At 68.3% G+C, this 19,894-nt stretch carries 5 protein-coding genes; 3 read left to right on the top strand and 2 right to left on the bottom strand.

Annotation, left to right across the window (positions count from 1 at the left end; all coding sequences use genetic code 11):
* Both IAE60_RS03065 and IAE60_RS03070 read right to left on the bottom strand, forming a co-directional pair.
* Complete coding sequence (locus IAE60_RS03065) at nt 1–15,573, bottom strand: DUF7507 domain-containing protein (RefSeq protein WP_187573821.1); 15,573 nt, start codon at nt 15,571–15,573, stop codon at nt 1–3.
* A 469-nt stretch (nt 15,574–16,042) separates the two neighbouring features.
* Complete coding sequence (locus tag IAE60_RS03070) at nt 16,043–16,792, bottom strand: GntR family transcriptional regulator (protein WP_162111451.1); 750 nt, start codon at nt 16,790–16,792, stop codon at nt 16,043–16,045.
* Nucleotides 16,793–16,915: 123 nt separating this feature from the next.
* On the opposite strand from IAE60_RS03070, the gene zwf reads away from it, so the two are divergent.
* The 3 genes from zwf to IAE60_RS03085 all read left to right on the top strand — a co-directional run bounded on the left by zwf (nt 16,916) and on the right by IAE60_RS03085 (nt 19,880).
* Nucleotides 16,916–18,394 (top strand): glucose-6-phosphate dehydrogenase, encoded by a 1,479-nt coding sequence (gene zwf, locus IAE60_RS03075; RefSeq protein WP_187573822.1) that lies wholly within the window; start codon nt 16,916–16,918, stop codon nt 18,392–18,394.
* A gap of 88 nt (nt 18,395–18,482) precedes the next feature.
* Entirely contained in the window at nt 18,483–19,196 is a 714-nt protein-coding gene (gene pgl / locus IAE60_RS03080) for a 6-phosphogluconolactonase (RefSeq protein ID WP_187573823.1), read from the top strand.
* A 165-nt stretch (nt 19,197–19,361) separates the two neighbouring features.
* Nucleotides 19,362–19,880 carry a c-type cytochrome gene (locus tag IAE60_RS03085; RefSeq protein ID WP_185894600.1) on the top strand — a complete coding sequence of 173 codons (519 nt, stop codon included), beginning with the start codon at nt 19,362–19,364 and terminating at the stop codon, nt 19,878–19,880.
* Nucleotides 19,881–19,894: the final 14 nt, after the last annotated feature.

Raw genomic sequence — 19,894 nt, forward strand, 5'->3', positions numbered from 1 at the left:
TCACTTGCGTACGCCGACAGGGGCTGTCGGGTCGTTGCTGGCTTCGACGCGAACGTTGGCACGCACCTGCGGACTCAGGCGTTGGGCCAGCGCTTCATAGACCGCCTTGGCACGACGCATGCCCAGGGCGAGGTTGTAGGCGTGCGAGGCCCGCACGTCGGTATGGCCGACGATGGCGATGCTGCCGCCGCCCATCTTTTCCAGCGCCGCGGCCACCTTGTCCAGCAGCGGCGCGAACTCGGGCCGGATGTTGGACTTGTCGGTATCGAACAGCACCGTGCCCAGCAGCGCGCCGCCTTCGTCCACGCCCACGATCATCGAAGACGGATCGTCGACGCTGCCGCGGGCGCTGACCATCAGGCCCTTGGCAGAGGCGGCATCGAGCTTGTCCAGCAAGGCGGCCTTGACCGCGTTCGCGCGCTCGAAGGCCAGGCCCTGGCTGTCGCCGTTGGCCTGGATGACCACGTCCCCGCCCTGGTACTGGCGCACCTTGGCCGCCATGGCCTCGATCACCGGCAGGTACTTCTCGCGCACCTCCGCGCTGCCGGGGGCGAAGAAGACCTCGCCCATCTCCAGTTCCACCTGCTCGGTGCCGCCCTCGATCACCTGCTCGGGAAGCTTGACGCCCCAGTCGAAGCGGACCGGCACGCCGGGGGTGACCCGACGCAGCAGCGGATTGTCGGTGGTGAACTGCGCACCGGCCGGCAGCGTGGACGGGTCGACCTTCAGGATGAAGTTGCGACCGCGCTCCCACGGACCGCCCGATACACCTGCCAGGTGGTAGCGCCCGTACTGGTCGGTCTCGATCAGCAGGCCTTCCACCGAGGCGATGCGCACGCCGGGGATGCCGCGCTCATCGATACCGGTGTTGCGGATGACGTAATCCACCACATAACCGCCCTCGGACTGGGCCACCCGGCGCTCGACCGTGGGCGTTGCCGCGGTCAGGCCCTTGGCCGCTTCACCGGACTGCTCGACCCGGGTATTGCCTGCCGCATCCATGCGCACCGTGACCCCTTGGTTGCTGGTCAGCACGAAGTCGTCGGTGAAGCTCAGCTCGTTCAGACGCTGGCGGATCACCACCTCATGGTCCTGGACCGGATCGGCCACCGACTGACGGCCACTGATCGCGCCCACGGCGATGCCGTGCAGCAACGGCGAGCTCGCATCGGGCTCCGGCTGGGGACCTGCACCGCGATCCACCGTGGTGGAGTTGGCGATGTAGGCCGTCGGCGCGAAGCCGCCCTGCACCTTCACCCCACTGAGCGCGGCACTGTCCTGCCAGCCGTCGCCGTCACGGTCGTTGAACACCGTGCCGAACACCAGGCTGTCGTCCAGCAGCGGATCGGCGGTCAGCACGACCTCGGCCGTGGCCACGTTGGACACCGGATCGTCGGTGGCCGAGCGCACCTGGGCCTGGTTGATGTGGGTGCCCGGACGTACGCCGGCGCCCACGCGCATCACGTAGACCAGGGTCGCAGTCTCGCCTGCCGCCACGTCCACCCCGCTGAAGCGCAGGGGGTTGCCGCCAGACACCGTCGCCATGGCATCGGCATCGTTGGCCAGCAGGGAGCCTTCCACGTAGCTGAAGCCTGCCGCCGGCGTGTCCACCACGCTGGCGTTGACCACGTTCACGCGGCCCACGTTCTCCACCGTCAGGGTGTAGCGCACCAGATCGCCGATGCGGACTTCGCGGCTGCCTGCCGTCTTGCTCAGGCGGATCTGCGGTGCTTCCAGTTCATGCTCCGTGCTGCAGGTGGTGCAGGTCGGCAGCTCGCCACCACCACCGGTGGCGCTCACCTGGTTGCCCACCACGGGGCCGGCGTTCGGGTTCACGATCGCCTCGTAGGTCAGCGTGTGCACGCCGGCAGGCGTACCGGCCGGCAGCTGGCAGGTCAGCCGTGTGCCGTCGAAGGTGCAGCCGGCGGGCAGCGCGCCCAGGGTCAGGCCGCGATCGGGTGTATCGACCAGGACCAAGGCCTCGCGCAGGGCCGATGCACTGATCTCCACCGTGAGCGTGTAGCGCACCGTCTGGCCCACCTGCACCTGGGCACCGGTGCCCGGGTCGGAGGACTTGGAGACCACCACGCGGGGCGCGGCAACCGGCGTCTGCGTGGTGCAGGTGCCGGCACAGGTGGGCGCATCATCACCGGTACCGACCACGGCGTTGTCCACCGTGCCCACGGCCTGGTCATTGACCGTGGCGGTGTAGGTCACCGTGTAGGTGCCCGGCACGGTGCCCACCGGCAGCGTGCACACCAGCGGGTTGGTGTTGTTGCAGGTGTACGCACCGGCATTGGTCACCGCACCGAAGGTCAGGCCCATGCCCAGCGTGTCGGTCAGCACCACGTCGCTGGTGGTGACCGCGTTGACCACCGTGGTGGTCAGCGTGTAGGTGACGGTGTCACCCACGCGGGCATCGGTCTGGCCTGACGGCAGAGCTGCGCTCTTGGTGTACGTCACCAACGGAGGCAACGGCTCGGTTACCGGGGTTTCAGTGGTGCAGGTGCCTGCGCAGGTCGGGGCATCGTCGCCGGTACCGACCACCGCGTTGTCCACCGTACCGGTCGCCTGGTCATTGACCGTGGCCGTGTAGGTCACCGTGTAGGTACCTGGCACAGTGCCTGCGGACAGGGTGCAGACCAACGGGTTGGTGCCACTGCAGGAGAACACCCCTGCAGAGACGGCGCCCAGATCCAAGCCGGTGCCCAGAGTGTCGGTCAGGGTCAACGGCTCCGTCGTACGTGCATTTGCGACGGTGACGGATATCGCATAAGTCAGCGTATCGCCTACGGAAACTTCGGTCTGGCCAGAGGGCAGGACGACGGACTTGCTGTAGGTCACGACCGGGTTCTCGACCGGGGTGTCGATCGTCGTCGTGCACGCCGGATCCGTGCTGCCGGCCGGGCAGACCGGACTGGTCACCAGCGCCGTGTTGCGGATGTTGCCCGCATCGGCGTCGGCCTGGGTCACCGTGTACGTACCCACCAGCTGGCAGGTCGCACCCGGCGCCACGCTGGCGCAGGTGTTGCTGTTCGGGATGATCAGCGCATCGCTCACCACCACGTTGGCCAGGGTCGTATTGCCCGTGTTGGTCATCGTGACCGTGTAGGTCAGCACGTCGCCCACGCTCACCGTGCCGCTGGCATCGCCATCGGCATTACCGGTCAGCAGCTTCTCCAGCTCCTGCGCAGGATTCCGCGTCGCCGTCACCGTCACCGTGTCCGTCGGCGAGGTCGTCGTGCCATCGCTGGCGCTGGCGATGTTCGTCACCGTGCCCGCATCGATGTCCGCCTGCGTCACCGTGTACGTCGCCGTGCACGTGATCGACTGCGTCGGCGCCAGGCCACCGGCCGGCAGCGCCGGGCAGGTCACCGTCGCGATCCGGTCGTCGCTCACCGTGATGGCCGCCGTGATCGTCGTGTTGCCGCTGTTGGTCACCAGGTAGCTGTACGACAGCACGTCACCCACCGCCGCATAGCTCGGCGTGGTCGTCGTCTTGTCGATCGTCAGCGCAGGATTCCGCGTCGCCGTCACCGTCACCGTGTCCGTCGGCGAGGTCGTCGTGCCATCGCTGGCGCTGGCGATGTTCGTCACCGTGCCCGCATCGATGTCCGCCTGCGTCACCGTGTACGTCGCCGTGCACGTGATCGACTGCGTCGGCGCCAGGCCACCGGCCGGCAGCGCCGGGCAGGTCACCGTCGCGATCCGGTCGTCGCTCACCGTGATGGCCGCCGTGATCGTCGTGTTGCCGCTGTTGGTCACCAGGTAGCTGTACGACAGCACGTCACCCACCGCCGCATAGCTCGGCGTGGTCGTCGTCTTGTCGATCGTCAGCGCAGGATTCCGCGTCGCCGTCACCGTCACCGTGTCCGTCGGCGAGGTCGTCGTGCCATCGCTGGCGCTGGCGATGTTCGTCACCGTGCCCGCATCGATGTCCGCCTGCGTCACCGTGTACGTCGCCGTGCACGTGATCGACTGCGTCGGCGCCAGGCCACCGGCCGGCAGCGCCGGGCAGGTCACCGTCGCGATCCGGTCGTCGCTCACCGTGATGGCCGCCGTGATCGTCGTGTTGCCGCTGTTGGTCACCAGGTAGCTGTACGACAGCACGTCACCCACCGCCGCATAGCTCGGCGTGGTCGTCGTCTTGTCGATCGTCAGCGCAGGATTCCGCGTCGCCGTCACCGTCACCGTGTCCGTCGGCGAGGTCGTCGTGCCATCGCTGGCGCTGGCGATGTTCGTCACCGTGCCCGCATCGATGTCCGCCTGCGTCACCGTGTACGTCGCCGTGCACGTGATCGACTGCGTCGGCGCCAGGCCACCGGCCGGCAGCGCCGGGCAGGTCACCGTCGCGATCCGGTCGTCGCTCACCGTGATGGCCGCCGTGATCGTCGTGTTGCCGCTGTTGGTCACCAGGTAGCTGTACGACAGCACGTCACCCACCGCCGCATAGCTCGGCGTGGTCGTCGTCTTGTCGATCGTCAGCGCAGGATTCCGCGTCGCCGTCACCGTCACCGTGTCCGTCGGCGAGGTCGTCGTGCCATCGCTGGCGCTGGCGATGTTCGTCACCGTGCCCGCATCGATGTCCGCCTGCGTCACCGTGTACGTCGCCGTGCACGTGATCGACTGCGTCGGCGCCAGGCCACCGGCCGGCAGCGCCGGGCAGGTCACCGTCGCGATCCGGTCGTCGCTCACCGTGATGGCCGCCGTGATCGTCGTGTTGCCGCTGTTGGTCACCAGGTAGCTGTACGACAGCACGTCACCCACCGCCGCATAGCTCGGCGTGGTCGTCGTCTTGTCGATCGTCAGCGCAGGATTCCGCGTCGCCGTCACCGTCACCGTGTCCGTCGGCGAGGTCGTCGTGCCATCGCTGGCGCTGGCGATGTTCGTCACCGTGCCCGCATCGATGTCCGCCTGCGTCACCGTGTACGTCGCCGTGCACGTGATCGACTGCGTCGGCGCCAGGCCACCGGCCGGCAGCGCCGGGCAGGTCACCGTCGCGATCCGGTCGTCGCTCACCGTGATGGCCGCCGTGATCGTCGTGTTGCCGCTGTTGGTCACCAGGTAGCTGTACGACAGCACGTCACCCACCGCCGCATAGCTCGGCGTGGTCGTCGTCTTGTCGATCGTCAGCGCAGGATTCCGCGTCGCCGTCACCGTCACCGTGTCCGTCGGCGAGGTCGTCGTGCCATCGCTGGCGCTGGCGATGTTCGTCACCGTGCCCGCATCGATGTCCGCCTGCGTCACCGTGTACGTCGCCGTGCACGTGATCGACTGCGTCGGCGCCAGGCCACCGGCCGGCAGCGCCGGGCAGGTCACCGTCGCGATCCGGTCGTCGCTCACCGTGATGGCCGCCGTGATCGTCGTGTTGCCGCTGTTGGTCACCAGGTAGCTGTACGACAGCACGTCACCCACCGCCGCATAGCTCGGCGTGGTCGTCGTCTTGTCGATCGTCAGCGCAGGATTCCGCGTCGCCGTCACCGTCACCGTGTCCGTCGGCGAGGTCGTCGTGCCATCGCTGGCGCTGGCGATGTTCGTCACCGTGCCCGCATCGATGTCCGCCTGCGTCACCGTGTACGTCGCCGTGCACGTGATCGACTGCGTCGGCGCCAGGCCACCGGCCGGCAGCGCCGGGCAGGTCACCGTCGCGATCCGGTCGTCGCTCACCGTGATGGCCGCCGTGATCGTCGTGTTGCCGCTGTTGGTCACCAGGTAGCTGTACGACAGCACGTCACCCACCGCCGCATAGCTCGGCGTGGTCGTCGTCTTGTCGATCGTCAGCGCAGGATTCCGCGTCGCCGTCACCGTCACCGTGTCCGTCGGCGAGGTCGTCGTGCCATCGCTGGCGCTGGCGATGTTCGTCACCGTGCCCGCATCGATGTCCGCCTGCGTCACCGTGTACGTCGCCGTGCACGTGATCGACTGCGTCGGCGCCAGGCCACCGGCCGGCAGCGCCGGGCAGGTCACCGTCGCGATCCGGTCGTCGCTCACCGTGATGGCCGCCGTGATCGTCGTGTTGCCGCTGTTGGTCACCAGGTAGCTGTACGACAGCACGTCACCCACCGCCGCATAGCTCGGCGTGGTCGTCGTCTTGTCGATCGTCAGCGCAGGATTCCGCGTCGCCGTCACCGTCACCGTGTCCGTCGGCGAGGTCGTCGTGCCATCGCTGGCGCTGGCGATGTTCGTCACCGTGCCCGCATCGATGTCCGCCTGCGTCACCGTGTACGTCGCCGTGCACGTGATCGACTGCGTCGGCGCCAGGCCACCGGCCGGCAGCGCCGGGCAGGTCACCGTCGCGATCCGGTCGTCGCTCACCGTGATGGCCGCCGTGATCGTCGTGTTGCCGCTGTTGGTCACCAGGTAGCTGTACGACAGCACGTCACCCACCGCCGCATAGCTCGGCGTGGTCGTCGTCTTGTCGATCGTCAGCGCAGGATTCCGCGTCGCCGTCACCGTCACCGTGTCCGTCGGCGAGGTCGTCGTGCCATCGCTGGCGCTGGCGATGTTCGTCACCGTGCCCGCATCGATGTCCGCCTGCGTCACCGTGTACGTCGCCGTGCACGTGATCGACTGCGTCGGCGCCAGGCCACCGGCCGGCAGCGCCGGGCAGGTCACCGTCGCGATCCGGTCGTCGCTCACCGTGATGGCCGCCGTGATCGTCGTGTTGCCGCTGTTGGTCACCAGGTAGCTGTACGACAGCACGTCACCCACCGCCGCATAGCTCGGCGTGGTCGTCGTCTTGTCGATCGTCAGCGCAGGATTCCGCGTCGCCGTCACCGTCACCGTGTCCGTCGGCGAGGTCGTCGTGCCATCGCTGGCGCTGGCGATGTTCGTCACCGTGCCCGCATCGATGTCCGCCTGCGTCACCGTGTACGTCGCCGTGCACGTGATCGACTGCGTCGGCGCCAGGCCACCGGCCGGCAGCGCCGGGCAGGTCACCGTCGCGATCCGGTCGTCGCTCACCGTGATGGCCGCCGTGATCGTCGTGTTGCCGCTGTTGGTCACCAGGTAGCTGTACGACAGCACGTCACCCACCGCCGCATAGCTCGGCGTGGTCGTCGTCTTGTCGATCGTCAGCGCAGGATTCCGCGTCGCCGTCACCGTCACCGTGTCCGTCGGCGAGGTCGTCGTGCCATCGCTGGCGCTGGCGATGTTCGTCACCGTGCCCGCATCGATGTCCGCCTGCGTCACCGTGTACGTCGCCGTGCACGTGATCGACTGCGTCGGCGCCAGGCCACCGGCCGGCAGCGCCGGGCAGGTCACCGTCGCGATCCGGTCGTCGCTCACCGTGATGGCCGCCGTGATCGTCGTGTTGCCGCTGTTGGTCACCAGGTAGCTGTACGACAGCACGTCACCCACCGCCGCATAGCTCGGCGTGGTCGTCGTCTTGTCGATCGTCAGCGCAGGATTCCGCGTCGCCGTCACCGTCACCGTGTCCGTCGGCGAGGTCGTCGTGCCATCGCTGGCGCTGGCGATGTTCGTCACCGTGCCCGCATCGATGTCCGCCTGCGTCACCGTGTACGTCGCCGTGCACGTGATCGACTGCGTCGGCGCCAGGCCACCGGCCGGCAGCGCCGGGCAGGTCACCGTCGCGATCCGGTCGTCGCTCACCGTGATGGCCGCCGTGATCGTCGTGTTGCCGCTGTTGGTCACCAGGTAGCTGTACGACAGCACGTCACCCACCGCCGCATAGCTCGGCGTGGTCGTCGTCTTGTCGATCGTCAGCGCAGGATTCCGCGTCGCCGTCACCGTCACCGTGTCCGTCGGCGAGGTCGTCGTGCCATCGCTGGCGCTGGCGATGTTCGTCACCGTGCCCGCATCGATGTCCGCCTGCGTCACCGTGTACGTCGCCGTGCACGTGATCGACTGCGTCGGCGCCAGGCCACCGGCCGGCAGCGCCGGGCAGGTCACCGTCGCGATCCGGTCGTCGCTCACCGTGATGGCCGCCGTGATCGTCGTGTTGCCGCTGTTGGTCACCAGGTAGCTGTACGACAGCACGTCACCCACCGCCGCATAGCTCGGCGTGGTCGTCGTCTTGTCGATCGTCAGCGCAGGATTCCGCGTCGCCGTCACCGTCACCGTGTCCGTCGGCGAGGTCGTCGTGCCATCGCTGGCGCTGGCGATGTTCGTCACCGTGCCCGCATCGATGTCCGCCTGCGTCACCGTGTACGTCGCCGTGCACGTGATCGACTGCGTCGGCGCCAGGCCACCGGCCGGCAGCGCCGGGCAGGTCACCGTCGCGATCCGGTCGTCGCTCACCGTGATGGCCGCCGTGATCGTCGTGTTGCCGCTGTTGGTCACCAGGTAGCTGTACGACAGCACGTCACCCACCGCCGCATAGCTCGGCGTGGTCGTCGTCTTGTCGATCGTCAGCGCAGGATTCCGCGTCGCCGTCACCGTCACCGTGTCCGTCGGCGAGGTCGTCGTGCCATCGCTGGCGCTGGCGATGTTCGTCACCGTGCCCGCATCGATGTCCGCCTGCGTCACCGTGTACGTCGCCGTGCACGTGATCGACTGCGTCGGCGCCAGGCCACCGGCCGGCAGCGCCGGGCAGGTCACCGTCGCGATCCGGTCGTCGCTCACCGTGATGGCCGCCGTGATCGTCGTGTTGCCGCTGTTGGTCACCAGGTAGCTGTACGACAGCACGTCACCCACCGCCGCATAGCTCGGCGTGGTCGTCGTCTTGTCGATCGTCAGCGCAGGATTCCGCGTCGCCGTCACCGTCACCGTGTCCGTCGGCGAGGTCGTCGTGCCATCGCTGGCGCTGGCGATGTTCGTCACCGTGCCCGCATCGATGTCCGCCTGCGTCACCGTGTACGTCGCCGTGCACGTGATCGACTGCGTCGGCGCCAGGCCACCGGCCGGCAGCGCCGGGCAGGTCACCGTCGCGATCCGGTCGTCGCTCACCGTGATGGCCGCCGTGATCGTCGTGTTGCCGCTGTTGGTCACCAGGTAGCTGTACGACAGCACGTCACCCACCGCCGCATAGCTCGGCGTGGTCGTCGTCTTGTCGATCGTCAGCGCAGGATTCCGCGTCGCCGTCACCGTCACCGTGTCCGTCGGCGAGGTCGTCGTGCCATCGCTGGCGCTGGCGATGTTCGTCACCGTGCCCGCATCGATGTCCGCCTGCGTCACCGTGTACGTCGCCGTGCACGTGATCGACTGCGTCGGCGCCAGGCCACCGGCCGGCAGCGCCGGGCAGGTCACCGTCGCGATCCGGTCGTCGCTCACCGTGATGGCCGCCGTGATCGTCGTGTTGCCGCTGTTGGTCACCAGGTAGCTGTACGACAGCACGTCACCCACCGCCGCATAGCTCGGCGTGGTCGTCGTCTTGTCGATCGTCAGCGCAGGATTCCGCGTCGCCGTCACCGTCACCGTGTCCGTCGGCGAGGTCGTCGTGCCATCGCTGGCGCTGGCGATGTTCGTCACCGTGCCCGCATCGATGTCCGCCTGCGTCACCGTGTACGTCGCCGTGCACGTGATCGACTGCGTCGGCGCCAGGCCACCGGCCGGCAGCGCCGGGCAGGTCACCGTCGCGATCCGGTCGTCGCTCACCGTGATGGCCGCCGTGATCGTCGTGTTGCCGCTGTTGGTCACCAGGTAGCTGTACGACAGCACGTCACCCACCGCCGCATAGCTCGGCGTGGTCGTCGTCTTGTCGATCGTCAGCGCAGGATTCCGCGTCGCCGTCACCGTCACCGTGTCCGTCGGCGAGGTCGTCGTGCCATCGCTGGCGCTGGCGATGTTCGTCACCGTGCCCGCATCGATGTCCGCCTGCGTCACCGTGTACGTCGCCGTGCACGTGATCGACTGCGTCGGCGCCAGGCCACCGGCCGGCAGCGCCGGGCAGGTCACCGTCGCGATCCGGTCGTCGCTCACCGTGATGGCCGCCGTGATCGTCGTGTTGCCGCTGTTGGTCACCAGGTAGCTGTACGACAGCACGTCACCCACCGCCGCATAGCTCGGCGTGGTCGTCGTCTTGTCGATCGTCAGCGCAGGATTCCGCGTCGCCGTCACCGTCACCGTGTCCGTCGGCGAGGTCGTCGTGCCATCGCTGGCGCTGGCGATGTTCGTCACCGTGCCCGCATCGATGTCCGCCTGCGTCACCGTGTACGTCGCCGTGCACGTGATCGACTGCGTCGGCGCCAGGCCACCGGCCGGCAGCGCCGGGCAGGTCACCGTCGCGATCCGGTCGTCGCTCACCGTGATGGCCGCCGTGATCGTCGTGTTGCCGCTGTTGGTCACCAGGTAGCTGTACGACAGCACGTCACCCACCGCCGCATAGCTCGGCGTGGTCGTCGTCTTGTCGATCGTCAGCGCAGGATTCCGCGTCGCCGTCACCGTCACCGTGTCCGTCGGCGAGGTCGTCGTGCCATCGCTGGCGCTGGCGATGTTCGTCACCGTGCCCGCATCGATGTCCGCCTGCGTCACCGTGTACGTCGCCGTGCACGTGATCGACTGCGTCGGCGCCAGGCCACCGGCCGGCAGCGCCGGGCAGGTCACCGTCGCGATCCGGTCGTCGCTCACCGTGATGGCCGCCGTGATCGTCGTGTTGCCGCTGTTGGTCACCAGGTAGCTGTACGACAGCACGTCACCCACCGCCGCATAGCTCGGCGTGGTCGTCGTCTTGTCGATCGTCAGCGCAGGATTCCGCGTCGCCGTCACCGTCACCGTGTCCGTCGGCGAGGTCGTCGTGCCATCGCTGGCGCTGGCGATGTTCGTCACCGTGCCCGCATCGATGTCCGCCTGCGTCACCGTGTACGTCGCCGTGCACGTGATCGACTGCGTCGGCGCCAGGCCACCGGCCGGCAGCGCCGGGCAGGTCACCGTCGCGATCCGGTCGTCGCTCACCGTGATGGCCGCCGTGATCGTCGTGTTGCCGCTGTTGGTCACCAGGTAGCTGTACGACAGCACGTCACCCACCGCCGCATAGCTCGGCGTGGTCGTCGTCTTGTCGATCGTCAGCGCAGGATTCCGCGTCGCCGTCACCGTCACCGTGTCCGTCGGCGAGGTCGTCGTGCCATCGCTGGCGCTGGCGATGTTCGTCACCGTGCCCGCATCGATGTCCGCCTGCGTCACCGTGTACGTCGCCGTGCACGTGATCGACTGCGTCGGCGCCAGGCCACCGGCCGGCAGCGCCGGGCAGGTCACCGTCGCGATCCGGTCGTCGCTCACCGTGATGGCCGCCGTGATCGTCGTGTTGCCGCTGTTGGTCACCAGGTAGCTGTACGACAGCACGTCACCCACCGCCGCATAGCTCGGCGTGGTCGTCGTCTTGTCGATCGTCAGCGCAGGATTCCGCGTCGCCGTCACCGTCACCGTGTCCGTCGGCGAGGTCGTCGTGCCATCGCTGGCGCTGGCGATGTTCGTCACCGTGCCCGCATCGATGTCCGCCTGCGTCACCGTGTACGTCGCCGTGCACGTGATCGACTGCGTCGGCGCCAGGCCACCGGCCGGCAGCGCCGGGCAGGTCACCGTCGCGATCCGGTCGTCGCTCACCGTGATGGCCGCCGTGATCGTCGTGTTGCCGCTGTTGGTCACCAGGTAGCTGTACGACAGCACGTCACCCACCGCCGCATAGCTCGGCGTGGTCGTCGTCTTGTCGATCGTCAGCGCAGGATTCCGCGTCGCCGTCACCGTCACCGTGTCCGTCGGCGAGGTCGTCGTGCCATCGCTGGCGCTGGCGATGTTCGTCACCGTGCCCGCATCGATGTCCGCCTGCGTCACCGTGTACGTCGCCGTGCACGTGATCGACTGCGTCGGCGCCAGGCCACCGGCCGGCAGCGCCGGGCAGGTCACCGTCGCGATCCGGTCGTCGCTCACCGTGATGGCCGCCGTGATCGTCGTGTTGCCGCTGTTGGTCACCAGGTAGCTGTACGACAGCACGTCACCCACCGCCGCATAGCTCGGCGTGGTCGTCGTCTTGTCGATCGTCAGCGCAGGATTCCGCGTCGCCGTCACCGTCACCGTGTCCGTCGGCGAGGTCGTCGTGCCATCGCTGGCGCTGGCGATGTTCGTCACCGTGCCCGCATCGATGTCCGCCTGCGTCACCGTGTACGTCGCCGTGCACGTGATCGACTGCGTCGGCGCCAGGCCACCGGCCGGCAGCGCCGGGCAGGTCACCGTCGCGATCCGGTCGTCGCTCACCGTGATGGCCGCCGTGATCGTCGTGTTGCCGCTGTTGGTCACCAGGTAGCTGTACGACAGCACGTCACCCACCGCCGCATAGCTCGGCGTGGTCGTCGTCTTGTCGATCGTCAGCGCAGGATTCCGCGTCGCCGTCACCGTCACCGTGTCCGTCGGCGAGGTCGTCGTGCCATCGCTGGCGCTGGCGATGTTCGTCACCGTGCCCGCATCGATGTCCGCCTGCGTCACCGTGTACGTCGCCGTGCACGTGATCGACTGCGTCGGCGCCAGGCCACCGGCCGGCAGCGCCGGGCAGGTCACCGTCGCGATCCGGTCGTCGCTCACCGTGATGGCCGCCGTGATCGTCGTGTTGCCGCTGTTGGTCACCAGGTAGCTGTACGACAGCACGTCACCCACCGCCGCATAGCTCGGCGTGGTCGTCGTCTTGTCGATCGTCAGCGCAGGATTCCGCGTCGCCGTCACCGTCACCGTGTCCGTCGGCGAGGTCGTCGTGCCATCGCTGGCGCTGGCGATGTTCGTCACCGTGCCCGCATCGATGTCCGCCTGCGTCACCGTGTACGTCGCCGTGCACGTGATCGACTGCGTCGGCGCCAGGCCACCGGCCGGCAGCGCCGGGCAGGTCACCGTCGCGATCCGGTCGTCGCTCACCGTGATGGCCGCCGTGATCGTCGTGTTGCCGCTGTTGGTCACCAGGTAGCTGTACGACAGCACGTCACCCACCGCCGCATAGCTCGGCGTGGTCGTCGTCTTGTCGATCGTCAGCGCAGGATTCCGCGTCGCCGTCACCGTCACCGTGTCCGTCGGCGAGGTCGTCGTGCCATCGCTGGCGCTGGCGATGTTCGTCACCGTGCCCGCATCGATGTCCGCCTGCGTCACCGTGTACGTCGCCGTGCACGTGATCGACTGCGTCGGCGCCAGGCCACCGGCCGGCAGCGCCGGGCAGGTCACCGTCGCGATCCGGTCGTCGCTCACCGTGATGGCCGCCGTGATCGTCGTGTTGCCGCTGTTGGTCACCAGGTAGCTGTACGACAGCACGTCACCCACCGCCGCATAGCTCGGCGTGGTCGTCGTCTTGTCGATCGTCAGCGCAGGATTCCGCGTCGCCGTCACCGTCACCGTGTCCGTCGGCGAGGTCGTCGTGCCATCGCTGGCGCTGGCGATGTTCGTCACCGTGCCCGCATCGATGTCCGCCTGCGTCACCGTGTACGTCGCCGTGCACGTGATCGACTGCGTCGGCGCCAGGCCACCGGCCGGCAGCGCCGGGCAGGTCACCGTCGCGATCCGGTCGTCGCTCACCGTGATGGCCGCCGTGATCGTCGTGTTGCCGCTGTTGGTCACCAGGTAGCTGTACGACAGCACGTCACCCACCGCCGCATAGCTCGGCGTGGTCGTCGTCTTGTCGATCGTCAGCGCAGGATTCCGCGTCGCCGTCACCGTCACCGTGTCCGTCGGCGAGGTCGTCGTGCCATCGCTGGCGCTGGCGATGTTCGTCACCGTGCCCGCATCGATGTCCGCCTGCGTCACCGTGTACGTCGCCGTGCACGTGATCGACTGCGTCGGCGCCAGGCCACCGGCCGGCAGCGCCGGGCAGGTCACCGTCGCGATCCGGTCGTCGCTCACCGTGATGGCCGCCGTGATCGTCGTGTTGCCGCTGTTGGTCACCAGGTAGCTGTACGACAGCACGTCACCCACCGCCGCATAGCTCGGCGTGGTCGTCGTCTTGTCGATCGTCAGCGCAGGATTCCGCGTCGCCGTCACCGTCACCGTGTCCGTCGGCGAGGTCGTCGTGCCATCGCTGGCGCTGGCGATGTTCGTCACCGTGCCCGCATCGATGTCCGCCTGCGTCACCGTGTACGTCGCCGTGCACGTGATCGACTGCGTCGGCGCCAGGCCACCGGCCGGCAGCGCCGGGCAGGTCACCGTCGCGATCCGGTCGTCGCTCACCGTGATGGCCGCCGTGATCGTCGTGTTGCCGCTGTTGGTCACCAGGTAGCTGTACGACAGCACGTCACCCACCGCCGCATAGCTCGGCGTGGTCGTCGTCTTGTCGATCGTCAGCGCAGGATTCCGCGTGATCGGCGTGGTCGTCGTATCCGGCGGCGAGGTCACCACCGGACCCGTCGGCGGCGTGCCCGTCGCGGTCGCACTGTTGTTCACCTCGCCGGCGTCCACTTCCGCCTGCGTGATCGTGTGCGTGCCTGTGCAGGTCGTGTTCTGGCCCGGGGCCAGCGTCGTCACCGGGCACACGGCTGCAGCATCAAGCTGGGCGTCGTTCACCACCAGGCCCGTGATCGTCACGTTGCCCGTGTTCGTCACCAGGAACGTGTAGGCGATCGTGCTGCCTGCCATGTTGCCCGACGGCGTGCCGGCCGTCTTGTCGATCGTCAGCGCGGGCGCGGGCTGGAATGTGTTGACGATGGCGCAAGTGACCTGTCCGCCGTTGGCTACCGTGATCTGGCTGCCGACGCTCGCAATACCATCGTTCACGCACTGCCAGTCCCCGGCCGCATATCCGGCAGGCCCGGCCGATTCGGACAGCGTGTAGACGCCCGCAGAAACCGACACTGGACCCGTACCACCCGGACCACTGGCGACGGTCGGACCCGTCGCAGTCAGCGTCCAGTCGGAAGCCACTGCCGTGCCGCCGCCAGTGTTGTCGACCTGCTTGATCAGCGTCAGCGTCGCGGGTTGGTCATTGTTGGTGATCGTGCAGGTCGCGTTCTGGCCGTTGGCCAGGGTCAGCTGGTTGCTCGACAGCGTTCCGGCCGTGCAGCTCCACGCACTGGCGGTGTAGCCGGCCGCCGTCACTTCCGACAGCGTGTAAACGCCGGCGTTGACCGACTGGCTAGTCACTGCGGCAGTGCCGCTCACGCCGGTGATCGTCGTCGGACCGGTCGCCGTCAGCGGGAAGCTGGTGACCGTGGCGGTGCCGCCATTGTCGTTGACCACCGTCTTGACCAGCGTCAGCGTAGCCGCCTGGTCATTGTTGGTGATCGTGCAGGTCGCAACATCATTGCCGACCAGACTGATGCTGTTCGCGGATACCGCCGCGCCGCCATTCTTGACGCAACTCCAGGTGCTGGCGGTGTAGGCCGCGGGCCCACCCGTCTCCGACAGGGCATAGGTCCCTGCGGGGACTGCTGCGCTGGTAACGGCCGCCGCGCCGGTAGTACCCGAAATCGTCGTCGAGGGCCCCGTCGCGACCAGTGTCCACGCTGTGGCCGCGGCAGTGCCGCCGTTGTCGTTGACGACCTGCTTGACCAGGGTCAGGCGCGGCAACGCAAGTACACCGACCGTCACGCTAGAGGTGTTGTTCGCTGCGTTGCTGTCGACCACCGGCGAACCGGGAGGCAGGGCCACCGTGGCGGTGTTCTGGACCGAGGTCTGCGCATGGGCGGGGGCTAGAGCCGCCAGAGCGACCAGCATCAAACCCGATGTGGTCACCATGTGGCGGCGAAGGGCCGCTTTGAAAATGTAGGTCAGGCCTTGCACGGTAGTCCCTTGCGCTGAATCTGGACGAGCCAGCCGGGGACTGCCTCCCCCAAGGCTGTCTTGAAGTTGCCGCCCCTCACCGCGCGACCCATTCGCCGCGGGTTTTCGGGGTCTACGTCACAATTCGCGACCCGCGCCCCGTAGAGGACATGGGTTCCGGAAATGTGATGGTGATAACGTCTTTACGAAATCTTATCGTCAAATTGTAGACGGATAACACTACATTCATATACATGATCACACTTTTCACGTACGGCACGCCACTTTCTTGACGCCTTGGGCCCGGAGAACCGCTCCGGGAAAGGCGCGAATGACGCGCAGGCGAAAGCCTCCCGCCACCCGGGGGCGGCAGGTCTAGGGGCAGGATCACGGCAGGCAGGCCCGTCAGGGCCTGCGGCAGGCGTCAGTCGCTCTGCAGTTCGGCGACGAAGTCGTAGGCGTCGCCGCGATAGTAGGACCGGGTGGACTCCACGACCCGTCCGTCCTCCAGGAAGGCCCGACGCTCGACCAACAGGCCCGGCGCACCCACCGGCAATTCGAGGTGACGGGCCGCCTCCTCATCCAGCGCCACGGCCCGCAGACGCTGCAGGGCCCGCTTGGGCCGGTGGCCATAGGCGTCCAGCGCCTCATATAGAGAGGTCGTCACGCTGTCCGGATCCGGCAGCAGCGCGTACGGCACCAGGGTGCGCTCGATGGCGATCGGAGCGCCGTCGACGTGCCGCAGGCGGTACATGCGCACCACGCCGCTGCCTGGCGACAGGTTCAGCGCCATCGATTCCTCCGGAGTCACTTCCCCCACCGAACGCTCGAGGAACCTCACCTGCGGGTTGAGCCCGCGCTCGCGCAGGTCATCGGTGAAGCTGGTCAGGCGGGAGAACTGTCGCAGGATCCGCTCGGCCACGAAGGTCCCCGCGCCCTGCCGCTGCACAAGCAGACCACTTTCGATCAGGCCGGCCAGCGCCTTGCGAATGGTCACCCGCGACAGATCCAGCAGCTGGGCCAGGTCGCGCTCGCTGGGGAGCGCCTGCCCCGGCCGCAACACGCCCGCGTCCATGAGGTTCTGCAGCGCGCGGCGCAGGCGCAGGTAGGCGACGGCCCGGGTGGACTCACCGGTCTGCAGCCGCTGGTATTCCTCGAGCAGATTGGTTTGCATGACCCTCAAGATACCAGTGACGTACCAATATCGCAACAAGCCCTTCACATAGCGGACCTGTTGGCGTCCCGTGGTACCGCGGTGGTATGGTGGCAACTCATCCCGTTGCGCCGAGAAGCTCCCGTGACCGCGAAGACCCTGTCCGTCGACACCTTCGATCTCGTCATTTTCGGGGGCACCGGCGACCTGGCATTGCGCAAGCTGCTACCCGGCCTGCTGCGCCGCTATGCCGATGGCCAGATTCCGGAGGACAGTCGCATCCTGGGCGTGGCCCGCGACAGACAGGGCGATGCGGAGTACCGGGCCAAGGTGGGCGAAGCGCTGGCCCGCGTCGCCGCTGCCGACGAAACCCTCCAGGCCAGGCTGCCTGCCTTCCTGGACAAGCTCGGCTATCTGGCCCTGGATGCCACCAAGGACGAGGGCTGGGACGAGTTCGCCACCCGCCTGCTGGCCACCGGCGAGCGCATCCGGGTCTTCTACCTGTCCACCAGCCCCACCCTGTTCGTGAACATCTGCGACCGGCTGCGCGCGCATGGCCTGAACACCGGCAATGCCCGCGTGGTGATCGAGAAGCCGATCGGCCACGATTCGGCCAGCGCCGCCGTCATCAACGACGCCGTCGGCGGCGCGTTCGCCGAAAGCCAGATCTTCCGCATCGACCACTACCTGGGCAAGGAAACGGTCCAGAACCTGCTGGCGCTGCGCTTCGCCAATATCCTGTTCGAGCCGTTGTGGAATGCCAGCCGGATCGACCACGTGCAGATCACCGTGGCCGAAACCGTTGGCCTGGAGAAACGCGCGGGCTACTACGACACCTCCGGCGCGCTGCGCGACATGGTCCAGAACCACTTGCTGCAGCTGCTGTGCATGGTGGCGATGGAACCGCCGGCCGCCCTGCAGGCCGACGCCGTGCGCGATGAGAAACTGAAGGTGCTGCGCTCGCTCAAGCCGATCCGTGGCGAAGACGTCGCCCACCTGTCCGTGCGCGGCCAGTACCGCGCCGGCGCCAGCAGCGGCGCCGCCGTGCCGGGCTATCTGGAGGAACTGGGCAAGCCCGATTCCCGCACAGAGACGTTCGTGGCGCTGAAGGCGGAAGTGGACAACTGGCGCTGGGCCGGCGTGCCCTTCTACCTGCGCACCGGCAAGCGCCTGGCCGAGCGCGTGTCCGAGATCGTCATCGCCTTCAAGCAGATCCCGCACTCGATCTTCGACGACAGCGCCGGCCCGGTGATGGGCAACAAGCTGGTGCTGCGCCTGCAGCCGGACGAAGGCGTCAAGCTGTGGCTGATGATCAAGGACCCGGGACCGGGCGGCCTGCGCCTGCAGCATGTGCCGCTGGACATGAGCTTCGCCGAGGCCTTCGGCGTGCACCAGCCGGAAGCCTACGAGCGCCTGCTGATGGATGTGGTGCGCGGCAACCAGACCCTGTTCATGCGCCGCGACGAGGTCGAGGCCGCCTGGGCCTGGATCGACCCCATCCTGTCGGCCTGGGACAACCTGCGTGACGCGCCCAAGCCCTACACCGCCGGCTCGTGGGGTCCCAGCGCCGCCGTGGCGCTGGTCGAACGCGACGGCCGCACCTGGCACGAAGACACCGTCTGACGTCGCCGGCCCTGCCTTGCGGGGCCTTCACCCGGCACCTCACGCCGACCTGTCTTCCCCCGGGAAGCCCCCACTCCCGAGTCGCCCCATGCCCCCCACCGATCTCTCGCTGCAGATCCAGCTGCACCCGTTCCCGGACGGCGACGCCGTCGCCCAGGCGCTGGCCCAGGCCGTGGCCGACGACCTGCGCACCGCCCTCGCGCTGCGCGGCCAGGCCAGTATCGCCCTGTCCGGCGGCACCACCCCGCGCCGCTTCCTGCAGGCACTGTCGCAACAGCCGCTGGACTGGGCGAACGTCACCGTCACCCTGGTCGACGAACGCTGGGTGGATGACCGCCACGAGCGCTCTAACGCCCGGCTGGTGAAGGAGTATCTGCTGCAGGATGCGGCGGCCGACGCCCGGTTCGTGCCGCTGTACCGCCCGGCGGCTTCACCGGACGAGGTGCTGGCCGACGTGGCAGCCGCCCTGCCGGCCACGCTGGACGTGGTCGTGCTGGGCATGGGGGGTGACGGCCACACCGCCTCGTTCTTCCCCGGTGGCGACCGTCTCGCCGACGCGATGGACCCGGCCACGACCGCCACCGTCCTGCCGATGCGCGCCCCCGGCGCAGGCGAACCGCGCATCACCCTGACCCTGCCCGTGCTGCGGGATGCCGGCCGCCTGTACCTGCACATCGAGGGCGGCGAGAAGCGGCAGGTGCTGCAGCAGGCCCTTTCCGGCCACGGGGCCGGCGCCGGTTATCCCGTCCGCACGGTGCTGCAGGCCCTTCGCGCCCCGCTGCAGGTCTATCTGACGCAGTGACCGCCACGCGCCGGTGTTGAGGCAAAGACGGCCTCACTGCTTATAATGCCGCCTTGCCCGCGGCGTTCCGGCGCCCGGTCCCGCCAGGATCGCGCCCTGCGCCATCCGCCGGCCCCCGTTTCGTAGCCATGCGCGGCCCCGCGGCCGTGCTGCCAAAGGTGGAAAGTGCGTAACTACGACCTCGAATTCCTCAAGCATTTCTCGATGGTGATCGGCTTCCTGATGCTGGTCACCGCGGGCCTGATCGTCGGCGCGTACTTCCTGCACGACAGCCTGCCGCCGGAAGTGAACCCCAAGGCCGCCCAGATCACCGAGGCGCGCATCGCCCCCGCCGGCGCGGTCTATGCCGGCGAAACCGGTGCGGCGGCGCAGGCCGCCGCTGCGGCCGCCGCCGCGGCCGCTGCTTCGTCCCAGGTCGCCTACGGCGGCACCCTGGACGGCGGCGAGATCTACAAGAACCTGTGCGGCGCCTGCCACACCAATGGCGTGGGCAAGGCCCCCATGCTGAATGCTGCCGGCATCGGCGCACGCGCCGCCAAGGGCGTGGACATGCTGTACAAGCACGCCATCGAAGGCTTCACCGGCCCGGACGGCGGCATCATGCCCCCCAAGGGCGGTAACCCCGCCCTCACCGACGAGCAAGTGAAGGTGACGGTCGACTGGATGCTGGCCAACAGCAAGTAAGGCTTCGCGCCTTT

It is taken from the genome of Pseudoxanthomonas mexicana, from assembly GCF_014397415.1.
GTDB classification, from domain to species: Bacteria; Pseudomonadota; Gammaproteobacteria; order Xanthomonadales; family Xanthomonadaceae; genus Pseudoxanthomonas_A; species Pseudoxanthomonas_A mexicana.